At 45.0% G+C, this 26,932-nt stretch carries 29 protein-coding genes and 1 tRNA gene; 23 read left to right on the forward strand and 7 right to left on the reverse strand.

Annotation, left to right across the window (positions count from 1 at the left end; all coding sequences use genetic code 11):
- The first annotated feature begins 82 nt into the window (after positions 1–82).
- On the forward strand, positions 83–1,399 hold the full coding sequence (locus AB9P05_RS14585) for an OmpA family protein (protein ID WP_371909565.1): 1,317 nt from the start codon (positions 83–85) through the stop codon (positions 1,397–1,399).
- Between the two features lie 16 nt (positions 1,400–1,415).
- Here AB9P05_RS14585 and ruvC read toward each other — a convergent pair whose 3' ends face one another.
- Positions 1,416–2,000, reverse strand: coding sequence for a crossover junction endodeoxyribonuclease RuvC (gene ruvC / locus AB9P05_RS14590; protein WP_371909566.1), 585 nt, complete (start codon positions 1,998–2,000; stop codon positions 1,416–1,418).
- Positions 2,001–2,002: 2 nt separating this feature from the next.
- On the opposite strand from ruvC, the gene AB9P05_RS14595 reads away from it, so the two are divergent.
- The 19 genes from AB9P05_RS14595 (at position 2,003) to AB9P05_RS14685 (ending at position 15,903) form a co-directional block, all read left to right on the forward strand.
- Positions 2,003–2,986 carry a lysylphosphatidylglycerol synthase domain-containing protein gene (locus tag AB9P05_RS14595; RefSeq protein ID WP_371909567.1) on the forward strand — a complete coding sequence of 328 codons (984 nt, stop codon included), beginning with the start codon at positions 2,003–2,005 and terminating at the stop codon, positions 2,984–2,986.
- The gene (locus AB9P05_RS14600; protein ID WP_371909568.1) at positions 2,977–4,131 is read left to right on the forward strand and encodes a glycosyltransferase; all 1,155 of its coding nucleotides are present in this window, start codon (positions 2,977–2,979) and stop codon (positions 4,129–4,131) included. Before AB9P05_RS14595 ends, AB9P05_RS14600 begins: the two co-directional genes overlap by 10 nt.
- Entirely contained in the window at positions 4,124–4,381 is a 258-nt protein-coding gene (locus tag AB9P05_RS14605; protein WP_371909569.1) for a hypothetical protein, read from the forward strand. The genes AB9P05_RS14600 and AB9P05_RS14605 overlap by 8 nt, the downstream gene beginning before the upstream one ends.
- 6 nt (positions 4,382–4,387) lie before the next feature.
- The gene (locus tag AB9P05_RS14610; protein ID WP_371909570.1) at positions 4,388–5,635 is read left to right on the forward strand and encodes an ABC transporter permease; all 1,248 of its coding nucleotides are present in this window, start codon (positions 4,388–4,390) and stop codon (positions 5,633–5,635) included.
- Between the two features lie 10 nt (positions 5,636–5,645).
- Complete coding sequence (locus tag AB9P05_RS14615; protein ID WP_371909571.1) at positions 5,646–6,866, forward strand: PP2C family protein-serine/threonine phosphatase; 1,221 nt, start codon at positions 5,646–5,648, stop codon at positions 6,864–6,866.
- 3 nt (positions 6,867–6,869) lie between these two features.
- Entirely contained in the window at positions 6,870–7,505 is a 636-nt protein-coding gene (locus AB9P05_RS14620) for a polysaccharide deacetylase family protein (protein ID WP_371909572.1), read from the forward strand.
- Entirely contained in the window at positions 7,502–8,605 is a 1,104-nt protein-coding gene (locus tag AB9P05_RS14625) for a glycosyltransferase (RefSeq protein WP_371909573.1), read from the forward strand. Before AB9P05_RS14620 ends, AB9P05_RS14625 begins: the two co-directional genes overlap by 4 nt.
- Before the next feature lies 1 nt (position 8,606).
- Positions 8,607–9,380 (forward strand): TatD family hydrolase, encoded by a 774-nt coding sequence (locus AB9P05_RS14630; protein ID WP_371909574.1) that lies wholly within the window; start codon positions 8,607–8,609, stop codon positions 9,378–9,380.
- Positions 9,377–10,438, forward strand: a complete 1,062-nt coding sequence (locus AB9P05_RS14635; protein WP_371909575.1) for an asparaginase — start codon at positions 9,377–9,379, stop codon at positions 10,436–10,438. The genes AB9P05_RS14630 and AB9P05_RS14635 overlap by 4 nt, the downstream gene beginning before the upstream one ends.
- An 87-nt stretch (positions 10,439–10,525) precedes the next feature.
- A tRNA-Ser gene (locus AB9P05_RS14640) sits at positions 10,526–10,617 on the forward strand.
- 66 nt (positions 10,618–10,683) lie between these two features.
- Positions 10,684–11,523, forward strand: a complete 840-nt coding sequence (locus tag AB9P05_RS14645; RefSeq protein WP_371909576.1) for a MotA/TolQ/ExbB proton channel family protein — start codon at positions 10,684–10,686, stop codon at positions 11,521–11,523.
- Between the two features lie 24 nt (positions 11,524–11,547).
- The gene (locus tag AB9P05_RS14650; protein WP_371909577.1) at positions 11,548–11,871 is read left to right on the forward strand and encodes a hypothetical protein; all 324 of its coding nucleotides are present in this window, start codon (positions 11,548–11,550) and stop codon (positions 11,869–11,871) included.
- Positions 11,871–12,428 (forward strand): ExbD/TolR family protein, encoded by a 558-nt coding sequence (locus tag AB9P05_RS14655; RefSeq protein WP_371909578.1) that lies wholly within the window; start codon positions 11,871–11,873, stop codon positions 12,426–12,428. Before AB9P05_RS14650 ends, AB9P05_RS14655 begins: the two co-directional genes overlap by 1 nt.
- Before the next feature lie 5 nt (positions 12,429–12,433).
- Entirely contained in the window at positions 12,434–12,901 is a 468-nt protein-coding gene (locus tag AB9P05_RS14660) for an ExbD/TolR family protein (protein WP_371909579.1), read from the forward strand.
- Positions 12,902–13,249: 348 nt separating this feature from the next.
- A complete protein-coding gene (locus AB9P05_RS14665; RefSeq protein WP_371909580.1) occupies positions 13,250–13,483 on the forward strand; it encodes an ExbD/TolR family protein in 234 nt (77 codons plus the stop codon).
- Complete coding sequence (locus AB9P05_RS14670; RefSeq protein WP_371909581.1) at positions 13,459–13,803, forward strand: biopolymer transporter ExbD; 345 nt, start codon at positions 13,459–13,461, stop codon at positions 13,801–13,803. The genes AB9P05_RS14665 and AB9P05_RS14670 overlap by 25 nt, the downstream gene beginning before the upstream one ends.
- Positions 13,804–13,815: 12 nt before the next feature.
- Positions 13,816–13,974 (forward strand): ExbD/TolR family protein, encoded by a 159-nt coding sequence (locus AB9P05_RS14675; protein WP_371909582.1) that lies wholly within the window; start codon positions 13,816–13,818, stop codon positions 13,972–13,974.
- Positions 13,975–14,156: 182 nt separating this feature from the next.
- On the forward strand, positions 14,157–14,294 hold the full coding sequence (locus AB9P05_RS14680) for a hypothetical protein (protein WP_371909583.1): 138 nt from the start codon (positions 14,157–14,159) through the stop codon (positions 14,292–14,294).
- A 274-nt stretch (positions 14,295–14,568) separates the two neighbouring features.
- A complete protein-coding gene (locus tag AB9P05_RS14685) occupies positions 14,569–15,903 on the forward strand; it encodes an MFS transporter (protein ID WP_371909584.1) in 1,335 nt (444 codons plus the stop codon).
- Here AB9P05_RS14685 and AB9P05_RS14690 read toward each other — a convergent pair.
- The 3 genes from AB9P05_RS14690 to AB9P05_RS14700 are packed head-to-tail and all read right to left on the reverse strand — an operon-like array spanning position 15,865 to position 20,109.
- Positions 15,865–17,649 (reverse strand): SLC13 family permease, encoded by a 1,785-nt coding sequence (locus tag AB9P05_RS14690; RefSeq protein ID WP_371909585.1) that lies wholly within the window; start codon positions 17,647–17,649, stop codon positions 15,865–15,867. The two genes, AB9P05_RS14685 and AB9P05_RS14690, sit on opposite strands and share 39 nt — an antisense overlap.
- 8 nt (positions 17,650–17,657) lie before the next feature.
- Entirely contained in the window at positions 17,658–19,316 is a 1,659-nt protein-coding gene (locus AB9P05_RS14695; protein WP_371909586.1) for an amidohydrolase, read from the reverse strand.
- Positions 19,317–19,335: 19 nt separating this feature from the next.
- Positions 19,336–20,109 carry an AMP nucleosidase gene (locus tag AB9P05_RS14700; RefSeq protein WP_371909587.1) on the reverse strand — a complete coding sequence of 258 codons (774 nt, stop codon included), beginning with the start codon at positions 20,107–20,109 and terminating at the stop codon, positions 19,336–19,338.
- Between the two features lie 25 nt (positions 20,110–20,134).
- On the opposite strand from AB9P05_RS14700, the gene AB9P05_RS14705 reads away from it, so the two are divergent.
- A complete protein-coding gene (locus AB9P05_RS14705; protein ID WP_371909588.1) occupies positions 20,135–20,590 on the forward strand; it encodes a type I restriction enzyme HsdR N-terminal domain-containing protein in 456 nt (151 codons plus the stop codon).
- Between the two features lie 43 nt (positions 20,591–20,633).
- Here the strand turns inward: AB9P05_RS14705 and ald are convergent, their stop codons facing one another.
- Positions 20,634–21,752 (reverse strand): alanine dehydrogenase, encoded by a 1,119-nt coding sequence (gene ald / locus AB9P05_RS14710; protein WP_371909589.1) that lies wholly within the window; start codon positions 21,750–21,752, stop codon positions 20,634–20,636.
- A gap of 202 nt (positions 21,753–21,954) precedes the next feature.
- Here ald and AB9P05_RS14715 point away from each other — a divergent pair, with 202 nt between their 5' ends.
- Entirely contained in the window at positions 21,955–22,776 is an 822-nt protein-coding gene (locus AB9P05_RS14715; protein ID WP_371909590.1) for a cyclopropane-fatty-acyl-phospholipid synthase family protein, read from the forward strand.
- Between the two features lie 34 nt (positions 22,777–22,810).
- Here the strand turns inward: AB9P05_RS14715 and AB9P05_RS14720 are convergent, their stop codons facing one another.
- Complete coding sequence (locus AB9P05_RS14720) at positions 22,811–23,611, reverse strand: DUF1573 domain-containing protein (protein WP_371909591.1); 801 nt, start codon at positions 23,609–23,611, stop codon at positions 22,811–22,813.
- 196 nt (positions 23,612–23,807) lie between these two features.
- Here AB9P05_RS14720 and AB9P05_RS14725 point away from each other — a divergent pair, with 196 nt between their 5' ends.
- Positions 23,808–26,213: a thiamine pyrophosphate-dependent enzyme gene (locus tag AB9P05_RS14725; RefSeq protein ID WP_371909592.1), complete on the forward strand. Its 2,406-nt coding sequence runs from the start codon at positions 23,808–23,810 to the stop codon at positions 26,211–26,213.
- 61 nt (positions 26,214–26,274) lie between these two features.
- Here AB9P05_RS14725 and rsmG read toward each other — a convergent pair whose 3' ends face one another.
- A complete protein-coding gene (rsmG, locus tag AB9P05_RS14730; RefSeq protein ID WP_371909593.1) occupies positions 26,275–26,922 on the reverse strand; it encodes a 16S rRNA (guanine(527)-N(7))-methyltransferase RsmG in 648 nt (215 codons plus the stop codon).
- Between the last annotated feature and the right edge of the window lie 10 nt (positions 26,923–26,932).

Here is a 26,932-nt window from a genome sequence, read left to right on the forward strand (position 1 = left end):
TCTTTTGATTCTGAAATCGGCCAGATTTGGCCAATAGACTATTATTTGTATCGAATTATCAACAAACTTAAAATATGGTGAAATGAAAAGATACACTAAACATCTCCGGAGGGTATCCTATCTTTTTCCAGCTATTGTCTTATTACTTTTGGGTACACAGGCTACTGCTACTTCTCAGTCAGGAGGGAAAGGAGCCTATACCCCGGTACCTGGAAAAACAGACTACAAGGAAGTAAACTATGTGGTTATCGGAGTATTTGAGTTTTCTGATAATGCCGGCAGGTTTATGAGTGCTGTAGAAAATCAAGGGTTTAAACCTGATTACTTTTTCTTCCCTCCCAAGCAATACTACTATGTATACGTGTCCCAAGAGCAGGACTTTGAAAAGGCCAGACAGGAAGTACTACAGCTAAGAGAAAAAAATGGCTTTGAAGAAACCTGGGTGTTCAACCCCCATATGATTGGTTACATGGGTGACAACCAGCCCGACCCTGCCGATGACCAGTGGACTGAAGAGGCTCGTTCTGAAAAAAATGAACCGGAAGAGAAGAGAGAAGAGCCTGAAGAGACTGCTATGACAGATGATTCAGCGGCTAATAAAGACCTGCCTGCTTCTCTTGGTAATATGTCAGCGGCGAACCTTGACTCAGAAAATCACCTTGTTGTAGAAGAGGACGTAGAGGGTATTTATAAAATATATACAGACGTTAACCGTTTGAATGACCAGGTCGATATATCCACCGAAGTAGAACTGATCGATAATGTACGGGCAAAAGCCATAGGGACATTGCCCGCTCATGAAGTAAAGGTGGTGAAAGACCCTGAAAATGGGGCGAGAAGCCTTCAACTGGTGGCCCAGCCATTCGGGTACAGAAGGATGATCCATACGCTGAATCTCGATGAACCTGTGTCTGATGATAATGAAGAATTTGTTCAGGTTGATGGAGGTGTAATCTATGTTAACTTCCCTCTGGAAAGGCTTAAGAAAGATGATAAGGTCATTATGTATAAGGTCTTCTTCCAGAATGATGCAGCCATCCTTCGTCCGGAAAGCAAATATGAAGTAAATGCCCTTCTGGAAATGATGAAGGAAAACGAAGACTATGAGATCAAGCTGCATGGTCATACGAATGGTAATAGTGCAGGAAAGATCATCAGATTGGGCGAAGGTAGCCGCGACTACTTTACCATGGACAACTCTGTGGAAGAAGGCTGGGGCAGTGCCAAGCAACTAAGCAAGGAAAGAGCAGAAACTATCAAGCGCTTTCTAGTAGACAATGGAGTGGATGAAAGCCGTATCCAGGTAAAAGGCTGGGGTGGCAAACAGATGATATTTGATAAAAACTCTTCCTCCGCCAAGAAAAATATCAGAGTAGAGGTAGAGGTGCTTAAGGATTAAACTTAGGGAGATGTGATTACTGAAAATGCCTTCCTGGATTATCTTTCAGGAAGGCTTTCCAGCTTTTAGAGGGGCTGTTTCCGCGGCCATTCTGAAAGTTATGACAAACCGCAACCGCCAGAGCATCCGTAGCATCCAGAAGCTTTGGCTGTTCAGTGAAGCCCAGTAGCTTTTTAAGCATTTCAGCTACCTGCTCTTTACTGGCATTACCATTGCCTGTTACCGATTGCTTTACCTTTTTTGGCGCATATTCGGTAATAGGTATTTCACGGGAAAGGGCTGCAGCCATAGCCACCCCTTGGGCTCGTCCAAGTTTTAGCATTGACTGTACGTTTTTGCCATAGAATGGCGCCTCCAGAGCTACCTCATCCGGGCAGTGCTCATCAAGTAGGCTTGCCACCCTGTCAAAGATCTTCTTTAGTTTTAGCTCATGCTGACTATATTTGCTAAGGTGGATTACACCAAACTGTAACAAAGACATGCGGTTACCCTTAACGATTATGATGCCATAGCCCATCACCGTAGTGCCCGGATCCAGGCCAAGTATGATTTTCTCTTTTGAGCCCGATGACTCCCTGGCAGATGGTTTTTGAGTAAACATCTATGCAATATACTCAGCTACTTGCAGCAGACAAAAAAAGCAGTTTCCCCACCTGGTATAAGGTGGTGGGCAGTGTGGTTATGGCTCTGGCTGTAGCTGGTCTGATCTGGTGGCAGTTTTCCTCTTACGGATCCAGTTTAGGAAAAGTTCATGAGGTGTGGGCGGGCATGTCACTGGTATCCTCGTGGTATGTATGGGCGATATGCGTAATCCTTATGGTGATTAACTGGTCGGCAGAGGCCGGTAAGTGGCATTATCTTGCCAGGCGCGTTACGCCATTGTCATTTTTTGAGGCCTTCAGAGGTGTCCTTTCCGGCTTGAGCCTTAATGCCGTACTACCTCACTTTCTGGGGGACTATGCTGGGCGAATTTCGGCAGTTAAACATAGGCATAGATTCCGGCTGGTAGGGGGGCTATGGATCGGTCATGTAACCCAGATGGCAATTACATGCTTTGCAGGGGCATATGGCTTAGCATTATTCATAAATTACTATTTCCCGCATTTTCCTGTAGTATCTATTGCTGTCGCAGGTGTAGCCATAACCCTACTTAGTTTAGCTCTGATCATGAGCTCCCTCCCCCGATTTATCAGAATATTCGGCCGGAGTAAAGCCGGACTGTTTCTAAAGACAGCTCATCAGTTCGATAAATCAGACTGGGTGGTAGCGCTTGCTTTTAGTGCCGCACGCTACATTTGCTTTTCACTGCAGTTTCTTCTGCTACTAAACCTGCTCGGGCTTCAATTATCATTGCACCTTCAGATAGCTGGTATCACCTGGGTCTATTTAATTAAATCCTGGGCTCCGGCCATAAATATTGTGGCAGACCTGGGTATCAGAGAGGTGGCCGCCCTGGCTTTTTTTCCATTATTCGGGGCTGACCCAGCCATAATTGTAGCCTCCGGCCTAAGTGTTTGGTTTTTAAACCTTTTTGTGCCAGGTATTATAGGCGCAGCCAGTCTTATTCGTATGCCTGCATGCCGCTAATTCTGATTATCTGGCTTCCTCTGTTTTTATTGTATACGTTCCTGATTTTGTATGCATCATTCAGATGGCGCACCTTGCCGGAGGTAGTTCCGTCTCCTGCAGAACGCCATTTGGACTTAACGGTGATCATACCCGCAAGAAATGAGGCTGAAGGCATTATTTCATTACTAAACGATCTTGCCTTACAAGACTATCCTGACAGCCACTATGAGGTAATTGTAGTGGATGATTATTCAGAAGATGATACATTTGATCTGGTGGTACAGTACATTTCCCAATCAGACAAGAACGTAAGAATCTTGTCAGTATCAGATAGCCCGTTTAATATTTCCTCTCCAAAAAAGAACGCCCTGGCTTATGGTATCTCCAGGGCCAGAGGTACTCATATTGTTACAACTGATGCAGATTGCCGGGTAGGTAATAGTTGGTTATCTATTCATAACCAGTTGCTTTCCCGGGAAAGATGTAAAATGGTTGCTGGTCCGGTTTACTATACCGCAGAGGACAGTTTTCTTCAAAAAGCCCAGGGATTAGAACTGGCCGCATTAATCGGTACCGGAGCAGTCAGCCTCGCCATCGGTAAAGCCGGTATGGCTAACGGTGCCAACCTTTCTTTTTCACTGGAAGTTTATAAGGAAGTAGACGGATATACCGGAAATGAGCATATAGTTTCCGGGGACGATGAATTTTTACTCAGAAAAATACATAGTCAATCGCCTGAAAGCGTGGTGTTTGCAAAGAGTCAAGAGGTGGTGGTGAGTACCGCTCCCTGCAAAAATCTCATCGCTTTATTTCATCAGCGAAGACGGTGGGCGGGCAAATGGAGGCTTCACGGGGACATTTTCTCAATTTTCCTTCCTCTTTTTGTGTTTCTGTTTTACCTGGGCTGGTTATCCGTAATAGCCTTAGCCTTCACTCATTTTACGTTTATTTGGCTTATTTTATCCACATTTATACTAAAAACCGCTATCGAGTTTTTATTTTTACAGCCGATTAGGATTTTGGGTGGAAAGAAGGTTTCCTTTCCTGTACTTATCGTCCTCCAGCTATTATATCCGTTTTATGTGATATTTTTTGGTATAGCTGCCAATGCAGGCGGTTTCAGATGGAAAGGAAGAACCTATAGTAAACATACTAATGACTGAAGAGGAGTTTGATGTACTCGATGAGCTATACTTTTTACAGTCTTTCACTTATCTCGAGGATACCCTGGGACTTTCACGTGAAAAGCTGATTCAGATATTGCAGCAACTCATCAATAAACAGTGGGTAAAAGTCTACGAGAATGCCACCGATGAACTTAGTGCGGATAAGCTGAGCCTATCATCATCCGAAGCAACAAAATATTTATACCTTGCCAGTAAAGAAGGCCTGCTGGCTCACAATGGAAGGTAACACAGAATGGCCAATAGTAATTTGCAAATAGAACACCATTCGCCTAACTACTACGTAAGGAAGCGCCTTAAGCGGAACAAACCCGCTATGTTCGGCCTTACCATAATTATAGTAGCTACTTTGGTAGCCCTGCTGGGTTATTTAGTTATGCCCGATAGTACACCTAATGCAAATGATGGAGCGGTTCAGATACAGAAACTGCTTCCAGGGGAGTCCGCTCTACTGCTTAAGGTGCACAAGAATATGGAAATCCCGGACGAGAATATTTTTCACAAAGCCTTTTTCGGACAAGAAAGCCCGTATATCCTCGTGCCTATCAATGAGTACCGGGTAGAGGGGGTAACCGTCTATGCTAAGACCGTAAGCTCCCCTAATAAGGAGACAGAATATAGTCTGGTAAATGTGGTTAAGCCTGTATTCGTTGGCCAGTCAGACAAATTAAGCCCCGAGGGTGAAAAATTTATAGTAAAAGGAGATAACATCCGCTATCTTGATCTCCAGGGAGAGGTTCAAACCACCACCAGACAGGAATTACTGGAAACGTTCGAAGAGGAGAATATCGAAAACAGAACCTTCATCCTGGGTACTGACAAGGCAGGGCGTGACATGTTTAGCCGCCTGCTTTTCGGAGCCCGTATATCCATGGCCATCGGGTTTGTTTCAGTTATCATCTCGATGTTTCTGGGAGTACTTATGGGGTCACTGGCCGGCTTCTTTGGTGGTATGGTTGATAATATTATTCTCTGGTTTATGAGCGTGATCTGGTCTATTCCCGGGATCATGCTCGTTATTGCCATTAGCCTTGCCTTGCAAAGCCGGGGTGTCTGGGTCGCTTTCATAGCCGTAGGTCTTACCATGTGGGTGGATGTAGCCAGAGTGGTCAGAGGCCAGATCCTTTCTGTAAAGGAAAAACTTTATGTAGAAGCCGCCAGAGCGTATGGGATTAAGAGCTTACGCATTATTTATAAGCATATACTACCTAATATTCTCGGGCCGTTGATTGTGATTGCTACCGCTAACTTTGCAGCGGCCATTCTACTTGAGGCAGGCCTTAGCTTTCTTGGACTCAGTGTACAGCCCCCCACACCATCCTGGGGTATCATGATCTATGAAGGCTATCACGCTATTGGGTCGCCTAATAGCTGGCCACTGGTAGTGCTGCCGGGGGCTGCCATATGTTTTATGGTTTTGGCCTTTAACCTGCTTGGTAATGGATTGCGCGATGCCTATGATCCTAAAACTATGCTAAAATAAAGCTGTAGGAATGGACACGTTAACGCTTAAAGATAAATACGAACTCAAAGAGCTTGAGCTCAATGCCCTGCTTGAGGTTACCGAGGCCATTAACAGCAACCTTCCGGAGGCATCACTCTATAAGATATACAGCTTTATACTCAGAGCCAATCTGAATATTAGTAAGATGGCCCTATTTGTCTATGATGACGAGTGGAGCCTTAAGACTGACTTCGGTACTAAGCTTGAGTTTGAAAATATAGCTCTGGAAGAGTCATTTTTCGACCTCAAGGATATCACCAGGATTGATTTTCTCTCTAAAAGGTCTCCTTTTCGCGAGTTTGAGGTCATCATACCGGTAGCGCATAAAAACCAGACCCTTGCATTTGTATTAATAAGTGGGGTAGAGGGGCAGGGAGCCACAGAAGTTGATACCAACTTTATAGAAGTCTTGAGTAACATCATTCTTGTGGCTATTGAAAATAAGAAACTTGCCAGAAGGCAATTGCGCCAGGAGGCATTCCGCAAGGAAATGGAAATTGCTAAGCATGTGCAACAGCTATTATTTCCCAAAGAGCTGCCAAAGGTAAATGATGTACAAGTGGAAGCCAGCTATCTTCCTCACCATAACGTAGGGGGAGATTATTACGATTATATTCTTCTGGATAAGAATAAATTCCTGCTTTGTATTGCAGACGTTTCAGGAAAAGGAGTTCCTGCGGCTATACTGATGAGTAATTTTCAGGCCAGCCTGCGTACCCTTGCCCGTAAAACCATTAATCTGTATGAAATTATTGGTGAGCTGAACTACCAGGTAATGCAAAGTGCCAATGGTGAAAACTTTATTACCTTCTTTGCCTGTATTTATGATAAGAAAAAAAGGGAGCTGAGCTATGTCAATGCCGGCCATAATCCTCCTTTCCTGATCAGACGAGGGCATGACCCGGAAGAATTGCGAACCGGTAGTACCATTCTGGGAATGATCGAGCCCTTACCCTTTCTGAATGTGGGCAAGGTAGAAGACATCAGTGAGTTTTTATTGTTCTCCTATACTGACGGTTTTACCGAAACGTTCAATGAAGAGCAAGAGCAATTTGGACAAGAACGCCTTCACACACTGTTGCAGAATACAATATTCTCCGATCTCAACAGCTTACATCTGGCATTGCTTGGTGAACTGGATTCTTTTAAAGGGGAAAGGGATTATGATGATGACATTACTTTGCTTTCCTGTCGCGTAAACCTGGGCTAAGGCATGGTTATACATAAAACCCCCTGGTTACTTAAAGCTTTTTATTCATCCCTCACCTGGACCGGAAAAGCCAGCCATCAGGACAAGCCCTGCCTGTACCTTACCTTTGATGACGGTCCAATACCCAGTGTTACCCCCTGGGTAGCAGACATATTGGCTAATTATAATGCAGGTGCCACATTTTTTTGTGTGGGAGATAATATTCGAAAACATCCTGAAGAGTTTGAACTTATTCAAAGTCAGGGGCATAGAGTTGCTAATCATACCTTTCATCATGTCAATGGGTGGAGCGTACCCACAGAGACCTATCTCCGCGAAATAAAGGAGTGTGATAAGGTACTGCGACTTGACCAAAATTGTCAACAACCCCTTTTCCGTCCTCCATACGGTAAAATTAGTCGTAAGCAGATATCAGAAATTAATAATAGCCATCGAATCATCATGTGGGACGTACTTAGTGCCGATTACGACCACACTATATCGCCGCGCAAATGCCTGGAGGCTACTAAGAAGGCTGCAGAGCCTGGCTCTATTGTACTGTTTCATGACAGCTACAAGGCAGAGAGAAACCTCAAGTATGTCCTTCCCGCATTTTTAGACCATTTTGCAGCCCAGGGTTATCTATTTAAGACCCTATGAGCCTGGCTGGTATCATCGGTATACTTATTGTTTGCGCCACACTACTACTTAACCTTCTCTTACTGGCCGGGATCAGACGTAGAGCCTCAAGCTCAGGCAAAAGTACTGTTGAATCGCTTCCGGTGGTAGCTGTGCTGGTAGCTGCCAGAAATGAAGAAGATACTCTGCCGCGTTGCCTTGATGCCTTATTAAACCTTGATTACCCCAGGGATAAACTCCGAATTTGGGTTGGTGATGATAATTCTACAGATAATACTGCGCTCATACTCAGGAAGTACGCCCAGAAGCATCCGCAGATTAGGAAGGTATTCGTGACAGAAAGGATAGGCAATTCATATGGTAAGGCAAATGTATTGGCCCATTTAGGCAGAGAGGCCAGCGCAGACTATTTCTTTTTTACTGATGCAGACACCGCAGTGCCTTCCGGTTGGATTAAAGCAATGCTGCCATACTTTCAGGATCAGACCGGAATGACCGTTGGCACTACCCTCGTACAGGAGACAAGTCTTTGCGGGGCGCTTCAATGTACAGATTGGGCATTAGCTCAGGCGATGCTTAAGGTGGTAAGTGATACATTTGAACCAGTGACAGGAATGGGCAATAATATGGCCATGCCGGTAAAGGTCTACAGAGAGGTAGGAGGATTTGAACGACTACCACCCAGTATAGTAGAAGATTTTGAAATGTTCCGGGCAGTGAAAAAGAAAGGCTATGCTGTTGAGCAGCTAGTTCTTCCCGCTGTAACGGCCGAAACCCTTCCAGTATCGCGCATAAGCACATTACTTCACCAGCGTAAAAGATGGATGGTAGGGGCCGGTAAGATTCACTGGTTTCTCCGTATTCTATTGGTAATTCAGGCGGCATACTACCCGGCTCTTGTCACTTTATTAATTGCAAACCCCATAGAAGGCATATTTGTAGCCTGTAGTAAAACCGTGCTTCAAGCCGAATTTATCAGGCGCTTTTTATCAAGGGTGGAAAGAAAATCCAACATTATATCCCTTCTCACCTTCGAATTTTATTCAGCCACCTTATCTTTGGTCCTGATTTTTTTCTATTTCCTCCCCATAAAAATACGCTGGAAAAACCGAACATATTGATATGAAGCTAATAGACACTCATGCCCACGTTTATTCAGAAAAATTTAACCAGGACAGAGATCAGATGCTTCAGCGGGCCAAGGAAGCTGGTGTCGAGAAAATCTTCATGCCTAATATCGATGCTGCCTCTGTCACTTCTATGCTCGAGGTGGAAGAGCTAAACCCCGGGTATTGTATACCCATGATGGGATTACATCCCTGCTCCGTACAAAAGGATTTCGAGAGAGAGTTATACCAGGTAGAAGAGTGGCTGGATAAACGTAAGTTTGCCGCGGTAGGAGAGATAGGGATAGACCTCTATTGGGATAAAAGCACCCAGAATATTCAGGAAATAGCCCTGGGGGTTCAGATAGACCAGGCAAAAAAACATAACCTGCCCATTGTACTCCATACGCGCGAATCCTTTCATCAAACCCTGCAGGTAATTAAAAAACATCACTGGGAGGGGCTCACCGGCATTTTTCACTGCTTTAGCGGTAGCCTGCAAGAGGCAGAAGAAGCTATCGAAATGGGCTTTCTGTTAGGAATAGGCGGAGTCTCTACTTTCAAAAACGGAGGGCTGGACAAAGTACTTCCACACATCAACCCAAAACATCTGGTACTCGAAACCGATTGTCCATACCTCGCTCCTGTCCCACATCGGGGAAAACGTAATGAGGTCTCCTATGTAGAACTTGTAGTCCGCAGAGTGGCAGATCTGACGGAAATGAATCCTGAGAAACTGGCGGAGATCACAACACAAAATGCACTGAAGTTTTTCAAAGAAATTTCATGAACTACCGTATAGTAAATATCAATGCTGGCAGCCCGACAGCCGATGCTAATGTGCTGATAATTTACACAGGAGGCACCATCGGTATGATCACGGATGATTCCGGCTCCCTCATATCCTTTAACTTCAAAAATATTATTGAGAAGATACCCGTTCTCAAGAGTTTGAATACTAGGATAACAGTCATTTCATTTCCCGAGCCTATTGATTCCTCTGACGTCAACCTCAACCACTGGGTCGATATCGGCTACATAATTTATGAAAACTACAATCAGTATGATGGTTTTGTAGTCCTTCATGGTACGGATACAATGGCCTACTCCGCATCCGCCCTAAGCTTCATATTAGAGGGACTGAGTAAGCCTGTTATATTCACCGGTGCTCAGCTACCTATAGGTGCTACCAGGTCTGATGCACGGGAAAATCTGATCACCGCCCTGGAGATTGCCACCACTCGTCTGGAAGGCAAACCGGTAGTACCAGAGGTATGCATTTATTTCAATAATCATCTACTACGGGGAAATCGTGCTAAAAAGGCTGAAAGCATACACTTCGATGCCTTTGAATCTGAGAATTATCCTCCTCTGGCTGAGGCAGGTGTGGTTATAGATTACAACTTAGCGTCCATTATTGAGAGAACTGACGGACAAAAGCTAAAATTCAACCATAAGCTGGATAGTAATGTGGCTATTCTTAAGCTGTTTCCAGGCATGAGTCGCACCGTGGTAGAGAGCATCCTTAATATATCGGGTCTTAAAGGAGTGGTCATGGAAACTTACGGATCTGGTAATGCAACGACAGAAAAATGGTTTTTGGAGTGCCTGGAGGAAGCCATTAGTAAAGGGATCATCGTCCTAAACGTTTCCCAATGCACAGGAGGCAGAGTGCTTCAGGGGCGGTACGAAACCAGCCGTATGCTTCCAAGGTTAGGCGTGTTGAGCGGTAGTGACCTGACCACAGAAGCCGCTATTACTAAAATGATGGTACTGCTGGGGACAGAATCCGATCCAGGCAAAGTAAAAGAAAGGCTCGTAAAGCCAATTTGTGGCGAAATGTCATAGTTTTCGATACTTTTAAAAGTATTTCAAAACTTGCATAAAGAAGATTTTATTGATTTATTTGTGCCGCTGGTATAGTAAAATTTAAAGGGAGAGGTGACCGAGTGGTCGAAGGTGCTCGCCTGGAAAGTGAGTGTGCCCCCACCGGGGTACCGAGGGTTCGAATCCCTCCCTCTCCGCCACTATTAAAGGTTACTTATCACTAGTTCTCCGACTGTTTAATCAAAACGAAGACTTGCATTCAAATTATGAAGAAGTTATTTGCTCTGTTGATGGTTATTGGGGTAATTTCCTTCAGTAACGCGACATACGCTCAGGATGAGGCTGCTACTGCAACTGACACCACTGAGATGGCTGAAAATGACAGCTCTGCGATGGCCGATGATGCTGCCATGGAAGAGCCTGTTGAAGAAGAAATTATTGAAGAGGAACCACTCGAGGCTGAAACCCCTGAGTCATTCCACCAGATCGTAAAGGAAAAATTCATTGAAGGTGATCCCCGCTTCATGGGTATCGTACTTATCTGTTTGATCCTTGGTCTGGCTATCGCCATCGAAAGAATTATTACTCTGAACCTTGCTACTACCAACACCAAAAAACTTCTCATTAAAGTAGAAGACGCGCTTAACAGCGGTGGTGTGGAAGCTGCAAAAGAAGTTACCCGTGGTACAAGAGGCCCTGTTGCTTCTATCTTTACCCAAGGTCTGATGCGTTACCCTGAAGGAATCGAAATGGTAGAAAAGTCTATCATCGCTTACGGTTCTGTTGAAATGGGCCGCCTTGAAAGAGGTCTTGTATGGATCTCACTCTTTATCTCTCTTGCCCCGATGCTTGGGTTCATGGGTACCGTAATCGGTATGATTGAAGCATTCGACTCTATCCAGGAAGCGGGTGATATCTCTCCCGGCCTTGTTGCAAGTGGTATTAAAACTGCCCTCCTTACTACGGTTGCCGGTCTTATCGTAGCCGTTATTCTGCAGGTATTCTACAACTACTGTGTATCTAAGATAGACTCGCTTGTTAACCGCATGGAAGATGCTTCTATCGCACTGGTTGACCTGCTCGTACGTCATAATCTTTCAAAATAATCTCACCTGCAAAACGTTATAGGTATGGATTGGATTAACATCGCACTATATACCACCTACGGACTGATTATCGTTGGAGTGATCCTGGCAATTCTTGCCCCATTGGTAAGCTCCTTCTCTAATCCCGCAGGTCTGGTAAAGTCAGGCGTTGGAATCCTAGCCCTGGTCGTTCTGTTCTTCGTGAGCTACGCGTTAGCTGGTGATGAAGTGACAGGACTAATTAGAGCAAGAGGATTTGACGCTGAAACTGTAAAGACTGTTGGCGGAGCTCTCATTCTGATGTATATACTTTTTGGAATTGCCGTCGTCAGTATCGTGATTACTGAATTGCTTAAACTCGTCAGATAATGGCAAGATCTAAAAACAGGATGACTAATGAGGTGAATGCAGGATCAATGGCAGACATTGCCTTCCTCCTGCTGATATTCTTCCTCGTTACCACCCAGATCAAAACAGATAAAGGTCTTACCTTCATGCTGCCTCCTAAGAATGAAGATCAGGAAGTAGTAAAGCAGAAGGAAAGAAACATCTTCAAGGTCCTGATTAACTCTTCAGATAGGTTGCTTGTAGAAGGGGAGCCTCTTTTGGATATGTCTAAGCTCAAGCCCAGGGTGAAAGAGCACGTTATGAATAACGGCCGCAACCCTGACCTGAGTGAAAGCCCTACTAAAGCTATCGTATCTCTAAAAACTGACCGTGGTACTAGCTACGAAAAGTACATTGCTACGCTGGATGAGATACAGGGAGCCTATTATGAAATATATGGCGAGCGAGTAGGACTTACTGCTGATGAGTTCAGGAAATTGAGTTCCAAGAATCCCCGTGAAAAAGCTCTTCGTGACCAAGGTCGTGAAGGAATTCCAATGGGTATTTCACTTGCAGAACCTACGAACTACAATAACTAGTAGATATGTCGAAGTTTAAAAAGAAAACTTCTTCCAGTCAGGAAATCCCTACCTCGGCACTTCCGGACATTATTTTCATGTTGCTCTTCTTCTTTATGGTGACAACTGTCATGAGAGAAGATGAACTTCTTGTTGAAAATTCTGTGCCTCTTGCCGAGCAGTTGAATAAGATCGAAAGGAAGTCACTTGTAAGCTACATCTATATAGGAAAGCCTAAGAAAACTGAGATCTACGGCACGGAGCCTAGAATTCAGGTGAATGATGTTCTTATCGAGCCTAGCGGTATTACCAACTATGTAGCCAGGGAAAAAGATAAGCTTGCTGAAGCTGAACGTGATCAGATTACCATGTCTATGAGCGTCGATAGAGATGCCAAAATGGGCCTCGTACTTGATGTTCAGGGTGAGCTTCGCGAAGCAAACGCTCGTAAGCTTATGTACTCTTCTTCACTGGAAGTACCAGACGCACTGTAGAAACTTCTCGAAACGAATATAAAACCCTCCTTACAGCGGAGGGTTTTTTTATGCCCTTTCATTGACTGTATCCCCTTTAATGCCAATCTATCTTTAGATACTACAAGGTATGTAAGCCTTCGCCTGCTTATTTAATCGTATACCATGATACCCATCTGCCTCTTCTCAGTTATTCCTTCCTTTCTTCCGGTTTCACCCGCCCTGCTTAGACTCTCCATTTACTTCAGTAAATAATTTTTCAATCAGCTTAACGTTACTATTTAAGCAGTGATTGCCTGATTAATTTGTGTGTTGTGTTTTGCTGGTTCACCCGCTATGTCCGTTGTGTGTCACCAAAATCCAATACATATGGCAAAAGCAACCCATCGGTTAATCAATGAAGTCAATGCAGGGTCTATGGCCGATATTGCCTTCTTACTTCTCATCTTTTTCCTTGTTACCATCCAGATCAAAACAGATAAAGGACTCACCTTTATGCTACCTCCTGCTAAAGAGGTAACGACTGAAGTACACGAGCGAAACGTATTCAATATTCTTATTAACTCGCAGAAAATAATATGCAGGTTGAAGGAGAGCCATTGACCGACCTTTCTGTGTTAAGGGATAGAGTGAAAGCTCATGTACTTAACTATGGAAAAGTAGCTTCATTAAGTGATAGCCCCCGAAAGGCTATTGTTAGCATTAAGACAGATCGTGGATCAAATTACCAGCTACACATTGCCGTTCTGGATGAGGTGCAGGGAGCTTACTATGAGATATATGGTGAGCGAATTGGCATGACGGCTGGAGAGTTTCGTAAGCTGAATAGCAGTAACCCAAATGAAAAAAGACTGCGTGAAAAGGCGCTAATGGGTATTCCTATGGGCATTTCACTAGCGGAACCTACCGATTACTCATACTAAATAATCCTCACTATGAAAATATCCAAAAAGGACAAAAAGTCAGGAAAAGAAATTCCCACCAGTGCTTTGCCTGACATTATATTCATGCTTCTCTTCTTTTTTATGGTTACTACTGTTATGAAAGAAGATGAGTTATTGGTAAAAATGATACACCACTTGTCAGGTAACTGAATAAAATTGAGCGCAAATCACTGGTAAGTCATATCTACATTGGTAACCCTAAAGATATAAGGCTCTATGGCTCTGAACCACGGATACAGGTCAATGATGTTCTCATTGAGGCTGAAGGAATCCTTAATTTTGCCCTTGAAGAAAAGAGGAAGTTAAGTCAGGCTGATCAGACTAAATTCCTCATGTCCCTGCAGGTAGATAAAAATGCTGCAATGGGTATTGTTATGGATGTGCAGGGTAAGCTAAGAAAGGCTGACAGTAGAAAAATTCAATATGCTGCTTCGCAGGGGTTGGACGAGGGCAGTAATTTACCTAAATGAAGCCTAGAAGGGGCTGTCTCAAAAGCAGCAAGGTCTCTTTAGGTGCCAATTAATATGTCGTGAATTACTTAAAACATTCTGCATAGCGAAGTATAACTTCGCAGAAATGGCAACAGTGGGGTGCAACCCCGCGGTAGTTTTCCAAATGCAAAATTATAATTTGAATAAAAAGAAAGAGGCGGTCTTTTAAGACAGCCTCTTTTGTATTTCCTGATTTGAAATAGCCCCTTCTAATCAGTATGTTTAGCCTGGCTTAGGTCAAACGGCCGGATATATGAAGTTAAATGACAAAAGAACGGTAAATGCCTGGTGTATGTATGACTGGGCAAATTCCGTTTATAGCCTGGTAATTACGAGCACCATTTTCCCGGTGTATTACAACGAAGTAACCAGGGCAGCCTTCGATGGCGATCGCATACGGTTTTTTGGGATCGAAGTTGAGAATACGGTTCTCTATTCCTATAGCATCTCTTTTTCCTTTCTGCTCATTGCCTGTTTGTCCCCCTTGCTGTCAGGCATAGCTGACTACAGCGGCCGTAAAAAGGCCTTCATGAAGTTTTTTACCATTCTTGGTTCTCTTTCCTGTATTTCTCTCTTTTTCTTCGAGGGCAAAAATGTAGAGTTTGGAATTATTGCTTCCGTGCTGGCGAGTGTGGGTTACGGCGGTGCGCTGGTTTTCTATAATGCATTCCTTCCTGAAATTGTATCACCTAACCGGTATGACCTGGTAAGTGCACGAGGGTTTAGCTACGGTTATGTAGGTAGCGTTATTCTCATGATTGTGAATATCGTGATGCTTACCTGGCCCGGAGCTTTTGGTCTCGAACCAGGCAGCATGCCTGCGAAGGTATCCTTTCTTATGGTAGGTATCTGGTGGATAGGTTTTGCACAGATTCCATTTAGCAGGCTACCGGAAAATGTTTACAAGAGGCGGCCAGATAAGCATGTGATAAAGAAAGGGTATCAGGAGCTTAGAATGGTCTGGAAAAGCCTTTCTTCCCTGCCCAGGCTAAAAAAATACCTGATTGCCTTTTTCTTTTACTCTGCCGGGGTGCAAACAACCATGTACCTGGCTGCCACTTTTGGGGAGAAGGAACTCGAACTACCAAGCACGTCACTTATTCTCACCATTCTTATAATTCAGATCGTAGCAATAGCAGGATCTTACTTTTTTGCCTTCATTAGTAAGGTCAGGGGCAATCGCTTCAGCCTTCTCACCATGGTGGGTATATGGATCGGAATATGTCTCAGCGCCTATTATATCACAAATGAGGTGCAGTTCTATCTTCTCGCTTTTGTGGTGGGGCTTGTCATGGGAGGTATTCAGTCACTGAGCCGGGCCACTTACGCCAAATTAATTCCCTACAAATCTATAGATCATACCAGCTACTTTAGTTTCTACGATGTAACCGAGAAAATGAGTACAGTACTGGGGACCTTTGCCTATGCTCTGGTTGAGCAACTTACCCAGAGTATGCGTCTTAGTTCACTTGCCTTAGGTCTGTTCTTTGTTGTGGGTTTTGGGGTGCTGCTTATGGTTAAAATCCCCAGGGAACGTAATCGTGTGACGTTAAATGCCGAAGAAGAGATCGCCGTAGAGGATTATTAATACAGCCATAACGGTACACAGGTAAACTACAGTTACCGGGAAGCCCACCTTCAGAAAGTCTTTAAAATTATACCCACCTGGTCCATAGATGATGAGGTTTGTCTGATAGCCAATAGGGGTTAGAAAAGCTGCTGAGGCCGAGAAGGCCAGGGCCAGATATAGGGGCATACCTGGAATACCTAATTGCTGACTGAGGGAATATGCTAGTGGAAAAATGATAGAAACGGCCCCTACATTAGTAATAAAGCTGGTGAGTATGGTAGTAAGGATCACCAGGCCGGTGACGACTCCGATAAGCCCCATAGGCTGAAAGATCGAAAGAAAGTTTTCAGCCACCAAGTCACCTGCTCCCGTAACGAGGATAGCCTTACCCATGGCCAGGGAGAAAACCAGAATAGCGATAAGGTTCATGTCTAGTTCTCTTTGAACATCCTGCAGTGAGATCATGCGAAAACTTGCCATGAGGAAGAAGATGATCATAAGAGACGTAAACAGGTTAAAGACCCCAGCCATTAGCAGTATAATGGCCAGAATTAACAAGCCAAGCATAATGTTTCGCTTTAAACTTCGTGGCTTTACTATCTCCCGTAATTTAGAGACTACATAAATCTCTCTGAAATATTCAGTTCGATTGAAAAAGTCTGTACCCGCAAAGATCAACAAAAGGTCACCGGGGGATATTTTTATTTCACCGATCTTACCTCTGAGCTTTTCACCGTTCCGGTGGATAGCAATGATTGCTGCATCAAAACGGTTTCGAAAGTCGCTGTCCTTCACCCGCTTTCCTATTAGGGGAGAATTAGGTGTGGTTACCGCTTCCACGACTTCTATTTTTTCCTGTCGGATAAAGGTTTGAGGCGGAAGCCTCAGACCGGAATTGTTATTGACCAGGTCTACAATGTCCTCCGTCTGACCGGCAAAAATCAATATGTCATTCGCCTCGATGACCTCAGAGGGTTCCACCGGATAGATAATGTCTTCTCCACGGACAATTTCTACCAGAAAGACCCCTTTAAGATTCCTTAGTCCGGCTTCAATCACAGTCTTGCCAATCATGGCAGATGAATCGGATAGCATCGTTTCCACCAGATACTCCCTGACATTTTCTTTGAATTCATCGATCACATCCGAGCGGTCAGGCAAGAGCCTGTTACCCGCCAGGGTCAGGAACAGTATTCCTGTTATTGTGACTGCTGCACCGATAAAAGACAAGTGAAGGAGGTTTATATGACCTCCAATCTCTTCTTCTATAAACCCATCCAGCACCAGGGTAGTGGAGGTGCCTATCAGGGTGATCATGCCACCGAATATGGTGGCAAAGCTTAGTGGAATCAGCAGTTTGCTTGGTGCAATATTATTCTTTTTACCCCACCCGAATACATAAGGAGTCATGAGAGCCACTACAGGTGTGTTATTCACCACAGATGACAAGGCAGCCACCTTGAGCATCATTCTTAACAGAAATCCGCGGTAGGATGATACTCCATGATATATCGAGTTGAAAATGCTTTCGATATTAAAGCTTTTCCGAAGACCCGCAGTGATAAGTATCAGTAGTAAAATACTGGCAATGCTCTCATTACTAAAGCCAGACAGGACAATGTCTGGCGTCAAAATGCCTGTCACCATAAAAACCATCACAGCCGAAAAAAGCACCACTCCAGGGCGAAATTTATCGGTGTACATTACAACAAAGGTGGCCACTACGACCACCAATGCAAAATAAGGCTGAAATGCTTCAGGCATTTAAAAAATTACTTTTTGTAAACCTCGCGGCCATCCACGTAGGTGGCAGTTACTTTAATGTCACGCAGAGATGATTCAGGAGCTTCCATCAGGTCCTCCTCTAAAATCACAAAATCGGCAACCTTTCCATTTTCGATTGAGCCCTTTTGCTCATCTTCAAAATTGGCGTAAGCTGCCCAGATAGTCATGCCCCTGAGCGCTTCCTCGCGTGACAGGGAGTTTTTCATCTGAAAGCCTCCATCGGGGTGTCCGTCTGCTGCTTTTCTGGCCACTGCCGCATGAAAACCGTAAAGCGGGTTAATCTGTTCTACCGGAAAGTCGCTACCTAGAGGAATATGTCCGTTCTGGGCCAGTAAATCTTTGTAAGCATATGCATGGGCTATACGCTCCTCTCCAAGTCGCTCATCTGCCCAATCCATATCCGAAGTGGCGTGTGTAGGTTGTACTGATGGTATAATACTGTACTGGCCAAAAGAAGCAATATCGGCAGGGTTCACCACCTGGGCGTGTTCCACTCGCCAGCGGCGATCGTTTTTGCCTCCCAGATTTTCCGCATATATGTTAAGAACCACCCTGTTTGCTGAATCACCTATCGCGTGTGTATTCATCTGGAAGCCTCCTGCATGAATTCTCGCAGCCAGCTCCTCCATTTGTTCTTTGGTAGTAACCATGAGGCCGTAATTTTCCGGGTCGTCTGCATATGCTTTAAGCAAGCATGCGCCACGGGAACCCAGTGCTCCGTCAGCATACACCTTAAAGCCGGTTACCGTTAGCCTCTCTGTTTTATAAGGACCACTATTCAGGAAATGGCTTAGGTTTTCCTCATTTGGGTTAGCCATGGCGTACATCCTGATTTGGAGGTCGTTTGATTTCTGCAATGAGTCTACAAGGTCAATCTGGCCTTTTGCCAGGCCGGCATCACATATGCTTGTAAGGCCTACCTCAAAGCAGTTTTTTTGAGCAAGCTTTAGCCCTTTAGTAGCTATTTCCCGGGTAGGGGTAGGGATTACATTCTGTACCAGGTCTACTCCGTTATCTATCAATACCCCACTCGGTATCCCTTCACCGGTAAGCAATATCTTACCGCCTTCCACCGGGGTAGAGGCCTCCACCTGAGCAAGGGTCAGCGCTTTCTCATTTACCAAAGCCGCATGCCCATCAATCCGGGTTAAGAAAACCGGTACATCGGGGTAGGCCCTGTTCAGCTCGCTGTTTTCAGGAAAGCTTTTGTCTTCCCACAGGTTTTGATCCCAGCCACGGCCTACAATCCATTCCTGATTGGGGTATTTCTCACGGTGGGCTGCTATACGATCCATTATTTCTTCTAAGGACCTGCTGCCTACCAGGTTTACATCCTGAAGAAAAAGGCCATATCCGAAAAAGTGGCTGTGCGCGTCATGAAAACCAGGGTAAACAGGCTTGCCTCCGGCGTCCAGGGTTTGTTTGGCAGCGTAGGCTCCTTTTATCTCCTCGTCACTGCCAATTTTTACAAATTTGCCGTCCTTTACTGCAAAGGCCTGAGCCACAGTAAAACTGCTATCTACAGTATAAACACGTGCGTTATGTACAATCAGATCAGCCTGTTCACCTGATGCAGTTTCTGAGGTATTCTGGGTGCAGCTTCCCAGTATCAGCAGGCCGATAGCCAGCAGTAAGGTTTTTTTCATAACTATATGGTGGTTGAGATTATTCGAAACGGAGATGCTTTACGCTTTCACCTGAGTCTCTCAGGTCCTGAAGGGCATCAATGCCAATGGCCAAGTGATTCTCGACGAATTTTGACGTCACTTTAGCGTCGCTCTGCTCAGTTTTTACACCCTCAGGAATCATTGGATTATCTGAAACCAACAGCAAGGCCCCATGGGGTATTTCGTTCATAAATCCTACCGTAAATATTGTGGCAGTTTCCATATCGATGCCCATAGCCCGGATTTTTCTGAGATATTTTTTGAAGGCCTTATCGTGCTCCCATACCCGGCGATTGGTAGTATATACTGTGCCTGTCCAGTAGTCTGACTCATGATTAACGATAGAGGAACTGACAGCACGCTGTAACCTGAATGAAGGAAGGGCAGGTATCTCAGGAGGCATGTAATCATTACTGGTACCGTCACCGCGTATAGCAGCAATAGGTAAAATGAGGTCTCCGAGCTGGGTTTTCTTTTTTAAACCTCCGCATTTGCCTAAAAACAGGGCCGCCTTAGGGGCTACTGCAGATAATAAGTCCATAACGGTGGCAGCCATGGCGCTACCCATGCCGAAGTTTATGATAGTAATATTTTCGGCGGTAGCCGTTTGCATCGGTTTTTCCTTGCCACGAACCTCAACACCAAATCGCTCAGCAAACATTTGCACATAATTCTGGAAGTTTGTGAGCAAAATATATTCACCGAATTCCTCCAATGGGGTGCCTGTATACCGTGGTAGCCAGTTATCTACGATCTCCTTTTTTGTTTTCATGCAATGAGTTTATCTAATTTACGACATGGTGAAGCTTAATCTACCTCCTTACGCATGCCGTGTCGAAAGGCAGGCAGGAAAATTAGTAATTTTTGACCCTATACGAAAAAAATATTTGGTTCTCACTCCAGAAGAGTGGGTCAGGCAACATTTTATCGCCTATCTGACCAATTATTTAAACTATCCCCAGGGTTTGATACGAGCAGAGGCTGGCATAAAGTATAATCAAATGCAGAGACGGTCCGATATAGTGGTCTATGATCGCAGCGTTTCACCGCTAATGCTTGTAGAATGCAAGGCTCCCGAAGTAAAAGTGTCCCGAAAGACCTTCGAGCAGGCAGCCGCTTATAATAAGGTGCTGGGGGCGCCCTATTTGATAGTTACTAATGGACTGTCTCATTTTTGCTGTGAGATTGACCACGATAAAGGCACGTACGATTTTATCGACGCGATACCGGAATACAGTGAACCGGTGACATAATAATAAAAAAAGCGGGCCCGGCCCGCTTTTTTTTAAAGGAACATTAATCCCCGATGTATTTTTCTACCGGGACGAATTTTCTGCCGAATGCATCAGCAACACCTTCATAAACAATATCACCATTAATGACATTGAGGCCTTTTTTAATCTCATCATTGCGGCGTGCCGCTTCTGCCCAGCCCCTATTAGCCAATTGTAAAGCATAGGGAAAGGTAGCATTGGTGAGCGCTAGAGTAGAGGTGTAAGGTACCGCGCCAGGCATATTAGCTACACAATAGTGTACTATCTCGTCGATTATATAAGTAGGGTTAGCATGCGTGGTAGGTTCGCAGGTTTCTATACAACCTCCTTGATCCACAGCAACGTCTACTAGTACCGTGCCGGGGCGCATAAGAGGTAGCATGTCACGGGTCACCAGATGAGGCGCTTTTGCACCAGGGATTAGTACGGCCCCCACCACAAGGTCTATTGAAGGTAGTATGTCACGAATGTTGTATTCGTTAGACATATAGGTATTCACATTAGCAGGCATAATATCTGCCAGATAGCGCAGACGCTGCAGGTTCACATCCATGATGGTGACATCTGCCCCAAGGCCTGCCGCCATCTTAGCTGCCTGTGTACCTACTACTCCACCGCCAAGTATAAGCACTTTAGCAGGGCGTACACCCGGAACTCCTCCAAGTAGGATTCCACGGCCACGCAGAGGTTTTTCTAAATATTTGGCTCCCTGCTGGATAGACATGCGGCCAGCCACTTCAGACATTGGGATAAGTAGGGGAAGACTCCGGTCAGCCTTTTCGACGGTTTCGTAGGCCAGGCATACAGCGCCACTTTTTACCATAGCATTGGTAAGTGGTTCTGAAGAGGCAAAGTGGAAGTAAGTGAATACCAGTTGGTCTTTTTTTACAAGACTATACTCCTCTTCGATAGGCTCTTTCACTTTCATGATCATCTCGGCGGTATCATAAACTGCCTCTATCGTAGGAAGGAGCTGGCCACCAGCGGCCGTGTACTCATCGTCCATAAAACCACTGCCTTCTCCGGCAGTCTGCTGAAGATAAACCGTATGGCCGGCTTTAACGAGTTCTGCGCATCCGGCAGGAGTCAGTGCGACCCTGTTCTCGTTATTCTTAATTTCTTTAGGTACCCCAATAATCATCTTTAAAATTCAATTTTTGAGCCTGGCCGCAAATATAGGCAATGACATGGTAATAAATAAACATTGTGTAATAAGCTTCTGCTCCTTAATCAGGCCAAGCTAACGTTTGTTTAAAGAGGTAAGCAAATAGGTGGAAAATATTTCTTTTTCAGTCAGATTGTATTATTTTAATAAAGCAGAACCACTAGTAAATGATTACAATATGCAGGAAGCACAGTTCACGGAAGGCTTCGATTACGCTGAGCGAAACCTCCTAAGCGATGACTCTCACCTTTGGCTAGATAAAAAGTTGATACAGCAGTATCTATCCCTTGATGGTCTGCGGGTGTTAGATTTTGGTTGTGGTATGGGGGGGATGACCATATGGATTGCCCAGCAGTTTGACTGCCATATTGAAGGCTATGACATCGATAAGAACCACATAGAGATTGCTACTGCGCTTCAGGCAAAACATGGTCCGCATGATAAAAGACTGTCCTTTCACCTGCAGAATATTCTTGAGGAGCCTCCGGAGGGTAAATTTGATGTTATCTTTATGAATGATGTGGCTGAACATATTGCCTTTCCGGTGCTAATGGCTATTCTGGAAAAACTCAAGGGATGTCTTGCTGATGATGGTATACTGTTCGTGAGTTTCCCGCCGTGGGAAAGTCCCTGGGCTGCTCATCTTTCTCCCTGGGTAAAAATACCATGGAGTCAATACCTGCCTAAAAAATACCTGATGAAGTTAATAGAAAAGCATAACAGGACACTGGTGGGCAGACATGACCTTAAAAATGAATATCTTGAACTCAATCACCTTACCTATAATAAGCTTCTTGCCTTGACTTCAAGGGCCGGCTTTAAGGAGCAATTGCGTCATAGCCACTGTAAGCTAAACAAGCTCCCGGGACTCAGTGGGGTGAACTTTAGTGTGGGGCCTTTTAAGTATCTGGTAACGAAGGAGCTGGTTATTTTTACGAAGCAAAATAGTACAGCCGCTGCGGAGATGGTTAAAAATAAACGCCTGGCAGCGGCCGGTTAATTTGCCGATTATTAAGAGGCTTTCAGTCAGCTTTTCAGAATTCGAAGGGGTTGTTACTGCCCTCTTTCAGCATGTTGTTATTCATGAGGCTTTTCACGACCTCACCCTTTAGCCTGAAAGTAGCTTCCGGCTGGCGAAGGTCATTAGAATATACCCTTACTTCATTATCAATGTTACCAACCGCTGGCGGCTGAAGCCTCAGTTCTACCTTTTTGCTTTCACCAGGAGCGATGATCATATCATCACCGGGGCGAAAGGCCACACAACGGCAATCACTGTATACACTGGAGATCACAAGCTTGCTTTTGCCTTTGTTTTCTATGGTTACACGCAGGGGCACCGCCTGGCTCACTTCCAGCTTTCCTGCTGAAATGACTTTTTCAGGTAGCGAGATTACCGGAGATGCAGCAAGTTCTTCAGTTGAGTACAGCTTAGTAGGGTCGGTTTCTTTAACGGCCTCACCTTTTATGTACAGCACTGAAGAGGGGGTGGCTGCATTAGTGTTAACCGAAATGCTCTTATGGAATACACCGGGTCTGTTTTTGCTATTGTAGCTGGCGGTAATGACTCCCTCTTTACCTGGCAGTATAGGTTCTTTGGTGTAAAAAGGAGTAGTACATCCGCAACTTGCGCGTACATTGCTGATAATCAATGGTTGATCCCCGGTGTTTACAAAGCGGAACTCATGCGTGGCAATAGATCCCTCCTGGATTTTGCCAAAATCATGGGTACTCTCCTCAAACGTAAGTTCGGCCTGAGCAAAGGCTGTTCCGGCTAAAAACAGAAAAAAAACTGAAGCGAAGATAATTTTATGTAAAAGGCTTTCGAATTTCATAGCTTTTTTGCAAAAGGTTCTAATGCAAATATAATATCCCCACAGTAAACAAGCACACTAGTTTTCGATTTCTTAATATAGCAGCAATCGTTTGCGGGGATTTGACCGCTTTATCATTTTATGTAAATTTGGTTTGCTGCGGGTATTCCGACCGCCATTTTTTATCCTATTTTGGTTCTATTCTAAAGCATTTATCGTGAAGGTACAGGACATTGCTACAGACATCGATCTCGACCGTGAGCAGATAATTTCAGATTACCGCCTTGGTTGGCTTAGCCGGCATGCCAGTTTACTTGGCCGTAAGGAGGTGTTCATGGGCAAAGCCAAGTTCGGTATTTTCGGAGATGGTAAAGAGGTAGCCCAATTAGCTATGGCGAGAGCCTTTAAGCCGGGTGACTGGAGATCTGGCTACTATCGTGATCAAACGTTTATGTTTGCCATCGGCCAGTCTACCGTACAACAGTATTTTGCCCAGCTCTATGCCCATACAGACCTGGAGGCAGAGCCTGCATCCGGTGGTCGCCTCATGAACGGACACTTTGGTACGCGCTTTCTGGACGATAATGGTGAATGGCAGTCGCAAACCAATCAGCCTAACAGTAGCTCGGATATTTCTCCTACCGCTTCGCAAATGCCCCGTCTGGTAGGTCTTGCTTATGCCAGCAAGCTATACCGTGAAAATCCCGCTCTGAAAGAATATGAGCAATTCAGTATAAATGGTAACGAGATAGCCTTCGGCACCATTGGTAATGCCAGTACCTCTGAGGGTATGTTTTATGAAGCTATTAACGCGGCTGGTGTGCTTCAGGTACCTATGCTCGTCTCTATATGGGATGATGAATATGGAATTTCCGTCCCTAAGGAATACCATACCACAAAGGGCTCTATCAGTGAGGTACTCAAAGGATTTCAGCGTACGGATGATGAAGCCGGATTCGAAATTATCACCGTTCGGGGCTGGGACTATCCCGGTCTTATGGAGGCCTACAGCAAGGCAGAAGCATACTGCCGTGATGAGCATGTCCCGGTGCTTATTCATGTAAAAGAAATGACCCAGCCCCAGGGGCACTCTACCTCAGGGTCACATGAAAGATATAAAAGTAAAGAACGCCTGGAGTGGGAAGCTGAGTATGATTGTCTCCGCCAGATGCGTTACTGGATACTGGAGCAGGAGCTGGCTACTGAGGCCGAGCTTGACGAGATAGAGAAAGAAACTCAGAAGGCTGCCCGTGATGCAAAAAATGCTGCCTGGAAAGCTTTTACCGGCGACATTAAAGGAGAGCTGAATGAGGCCGTAGGTTTAATGGAAAAGCTGGCGGGAGAAAGTGCCGACAGCGATACTCTCAATAGCCTTATAAAAGAGCTGAAAGAAACCATGAACCCGATAAGGGTAGATGTGGTCCGTACAGTAAAGCAGGCCCTTCGCGTTGTCAGAAGTGAAGACCTGCAAAGCCGCAGGGACCTTCAGCAGTGGCTGGCAGATGCCATGGAGGCTAATGAAAAACGGTTCAGTTCTCATTTATATTCTGAGTCAGAAGATTCTGCTCTTAAGGTAGAGATAGTCGAGCCACAGTTTGACGATGAAGCGAAGCCTGTGGACGGCCGTGAGGTATTGCAGGCCTGCTTTGATGCGGCTCTGACCAATGATCCGAGGGTATTTGCCTTTGGTGAGGATGTGGGTAAAATCGGAGATGTGAACCAGGCCTTCGCAGGCTTACAGGATAAGCACGGTGAAATTAGAGTTACAGACACAGGGATACGTGAGTGTACTATAATAGGACAGGGGATAGGTACCGCCCTGCGTGGTCTTCGTCCCATTGCAGAAATACAATACCTGGACTATCTGCTTTATGCTATACAAATATTGTCAGATGACCTGGCTTGTTTGCAATACCGGACGGCTGGTGGACAAAAAGCCCCTCTGATTATCCGTACACGCGGACACAGGCTGGAAGGTGTGTGGCATTCAGGCTCTCCTATAGGCATGATCCTGCACAGCCTGAGAGGAATCTACGTTTTGGTGCCTCGCAATATGACCCAGGCGGCTGGTTTTTATAACACAATGCTCAGGTCTGATGATCCTGCCCTGATCATTGAGTGTCTTAATGGCTACCGCCTTAAAGAAAGCATTCCGACAAATATTGGTGAATTTACTGTTCCCCTTGGTGTGCCTGAGGTACTGCGTGAAGGTACGGATGTTACGATAGTTACTTATGGCTCCATGTGCAGGGTAGTAGCCGATGCTGCTGAGCAACTGGATGAAATAGGCATAAGCTGTGAAATTATCGACGTGCAAACCTTGCTGCCATTTGACAGACATCACAGCATTGTAGAGTCTTTAAAGAAAACGAATCGGGTCATTTTTGCAGATGAGGATGTGCCAGGCGGCGCAAGTGCCTACATGATGCAAAAAGTGCTGGAAGAGCAGGACGGTTATTTCTATCTGGATAGCCAGCCGGTAACAATCTGTGCCCAGGCTCACCGACCTGCTTACTCTTCTGATGGTGACTACTTCAGTAAGCCCAACACTGAGACCGTTTTTGATACGGTGTACGAGTTAATGAGCGAAGTTGCTCCGGAAAAGTACCCTGATATCTACTAAGTAAAAAAATAAGATAGAAAAGCCGCTCCCGGAATTTCCGAAAGCGGCTTTTTTTATGCTATCAGCCCTTTTTTCCTCGTCGGGCATACACAATCTTTTTGGTATCAAAGTACTCTTCCGGAAAGATATCCGGAATGTCCCATACCCTTGTGGATAGGTTTGCCTCGTGCAATTCATCCGTAAGGTCACCCCCTTTGAGCGAAATAACTCCATTTGGAAGGTCGTGGTGTGAAACCGTCGATATAAGGGGCTTAACCCAGCTATAAAGCGGCTTTAGACGAGTTACAGCCCTGCTTACCACAAACTCGTAGGCACCTATCCCATCTATCTGTTCAGCCCGGATCTTTTCAGCACGGGCATTTACTAATTTCAGGTCCTCTATCACGGCTTCCACCACCGTAATCTTTTTTCCTATACTATCCACCAGGTGAAACTCTACCTCCGGAAAGAGAATGGCAAGAGGGATACCCGGAAAGCCTCCGCCTGTACCTACATCTAGGATAAGGGTGCCTGGCTGAAACTGTACAATTTTCGCTATGGCTAACGAGTGAAGTACATGCTTCCCATACAGATGGTCAATATCCTTTCGGGATATAAGGTTAATTTTAGTGTTCCACTCCCGGTAAAGATCATCCAGCGCTTCAAACTGAGCTTTTTGCTTTTCGGTCAGGTTTGGGAAGTATTTATAAATAAGTGAGGCCTTTTCCATGCGGCAAAGA

It is taken from the genome of Roseivirga sp. BDSF3-8 (genome assembly GCF_041449215.1).
GTDB lineage: Bacteria > Bacteroidota > Bacteroidia > Cytophagales > Cyclobacteriaceae > JBGNFV01.

Coding starts and splice junctions, on each gene's coding strand:
- AB9P05_RS14585 (WP_371909565.1), top strand. CDS start 83: ATGAAAAGATACACTAAACATCTCCGGAGGGTATCCTATCTTTTTCCA.
- ruvC (WP_371909566.1), bottom strand. CDS start 2,000: ATGTTTACTCAAAAACCATCTGCCAGGGAGTCATCGGGCTCAAAAGAG.
- AB9P05_RS14595 (WP_371909567.1), top strand. CDS start 2,003: ATGCAATATACTCAGCTACTTGCAGCAGACAAAAAAAGCAGTTTCCCC.
- AB9P05_RS14600 (WP_371909568.1), top strand. CDS start 2,977: ATGCCGCTAATTCTGATTATCTGGCTTCCTCTGTTTTTATTGTATACG.
- AB9P05_RS14605 (WP_371909569.1), top strand. CDS start 4,124: ATGACTGAAGAGGAGTTTGATGTACTCGATGAGCTATACTTTTTACAG.
- AB9P05_RS14610 (WP_371909570.1), top strand. CDS start 4,388: ATGGCCAATAGTAATTTGCAAATAGAACACCATTCGCCTAACTACTAC.
- AB9P05_RS14615 (WP_371909571.1), top strand. CDS start 5,646: ATGGACACGTTAACGCTTAAAGATAAATACGAACTCAAAGAGCTTGAG.
- AB9P05_RS14620 (WP_371909572.1), top strand. CDS start 6,870: ATGGTTATACATAAAACCCCCTGGTTACTTAAAGCTTTTTATTCATCC.
- AB9P05_RS14625 (WP_371909573.1), top strand. CDS start 7,502: ATGAGCCTGGCTGGTATCATCGGTATACTTATTGTTTGCGCCACACTA.
- AB9P05_RS14630 (WP_371909574.1), top strand. CDS start 8,607: ATGAAGCTAATAGACACTCATGCCCACGTTTATTCAGAAAAATTTAAC.
- AB9P05_RS14635 (WP_371909575.1), top strand. CDS start 9,377: ATGAACTACCGTATAGTAAATATCAATGCTGGCAGCCCGACAGCCGAT.
- AB9P05_RS14645 (WP_371909576.1), top strand. CDS start 10,684: ATGAAGAAGTTATTTGCTCTGTTGATGGTTATTGGGGTAATTTCCTTC.
- AB9P05_RS14650 (WP_371909577.1), top strand. CDS start 11,548: ATGGATTGGATTAACATCGCACTATATACCACCTACGGACTGATTATC.
- AB9P05_RS14655 (WP_371909578.1), top strand. CDS start 11,871: ATGGCAAGATCTAAAAACAGGATGACTAATGAGGTGAATGCAGGATCA.
- AB9P05_RS14660 (WP_371909579.1), top strand. CDS start 12,434: ATGTCGAAGTTTAAAAAGAAAACTTCTTCCAGTCAGGAAATCCCTACC.
- AB9P05_RS14665 (WP_371909580.1), top strand. CDS start 13,250: ATGGCAAAAGCAACCCATCGGTTAATCAATGAAGTCAATGCAGGGTCT.
- AB9P05_RS14670 (WP_371909581.1), top strand. CDS start 13,459: ATGCAGGTTGAAGGAGAGCCATTGACCGACCTTTCTGTGTTAAGGGAT.
- AB9P05_RS14675 (WP_371909582.1), top strand. CDS start 13,816: ATGAAAATATCCAAAAAGGACAAAAAGTCAGGAAAAGAAATTCCCACC.
- AB9P05_RS14680 (WP_371909583.1), top strand. CDS start 14,157: ATGTCCCTGCAGGTAGATAAAAATGCTGCAATGGGTATTGTTATGGAT.
- AB9P05_RS14685 (WP_371909584.1), top strand. CDS start 14,569: ATGAAGTTAAATGACAAAAGAACGGTAAATGCCTGGTGTATGTATGAC.
- AB9P05_RS14690 (WP_371909585.1), bottom strand. CDS start 17,649: ATGCCTGAAGCATTTCAGCCTTATTTTGCATTGGTGGTCGTAGTGGCC.
- AB9P05_RS14695 (WP_371909586.1), bottom strand. CDS start 19,316: ATGAAAAAAACCTTACTGCTGGCTATCGGCCTGCTGATACTGGGAAGC.
- AB9P05_RS14700 (WP_371909587.1), bottom strand. CDS start 20,109: ATGAAAACAAAAAAGGAGATCGTAGATAACTGGCTACCACGGTATACA.
- AB9P05_RS14705 (WP_371909588.1), top strand. CDS start 20,135: ATGGTGAAGCTTAATCTACCTCCTTACGCATGCCGTGTCGAAAGGCAG.
- ald (WP_371909589.1), bottom strand. CDS start 21,752: ATGATTATTGGGGTACCTAAAGAAATTAAGAATAACGAGAACAGGGTC.
- AB9P05_RS14715 (WP_371909590.1), top strand. CDS start 21,955: ATGCAGGAAGCACAGTTCACGGAAGGCTTCGATTACGCTGAGCGAAAC.
- AB9P05_RS14720 (WP_371909591.1), bottom strand. CDS start 23,611: ATGAAATTCGAAAGCCTTTTACATAAAATTATCTTCGCTTCAGTTTTT.
- rsmG (WP_371909593.1), bottom strand. CDS start 26,922: ATGGAAAAGGCCTCACTTATTTATAAATACTTCCCAAACCTGACCGAA.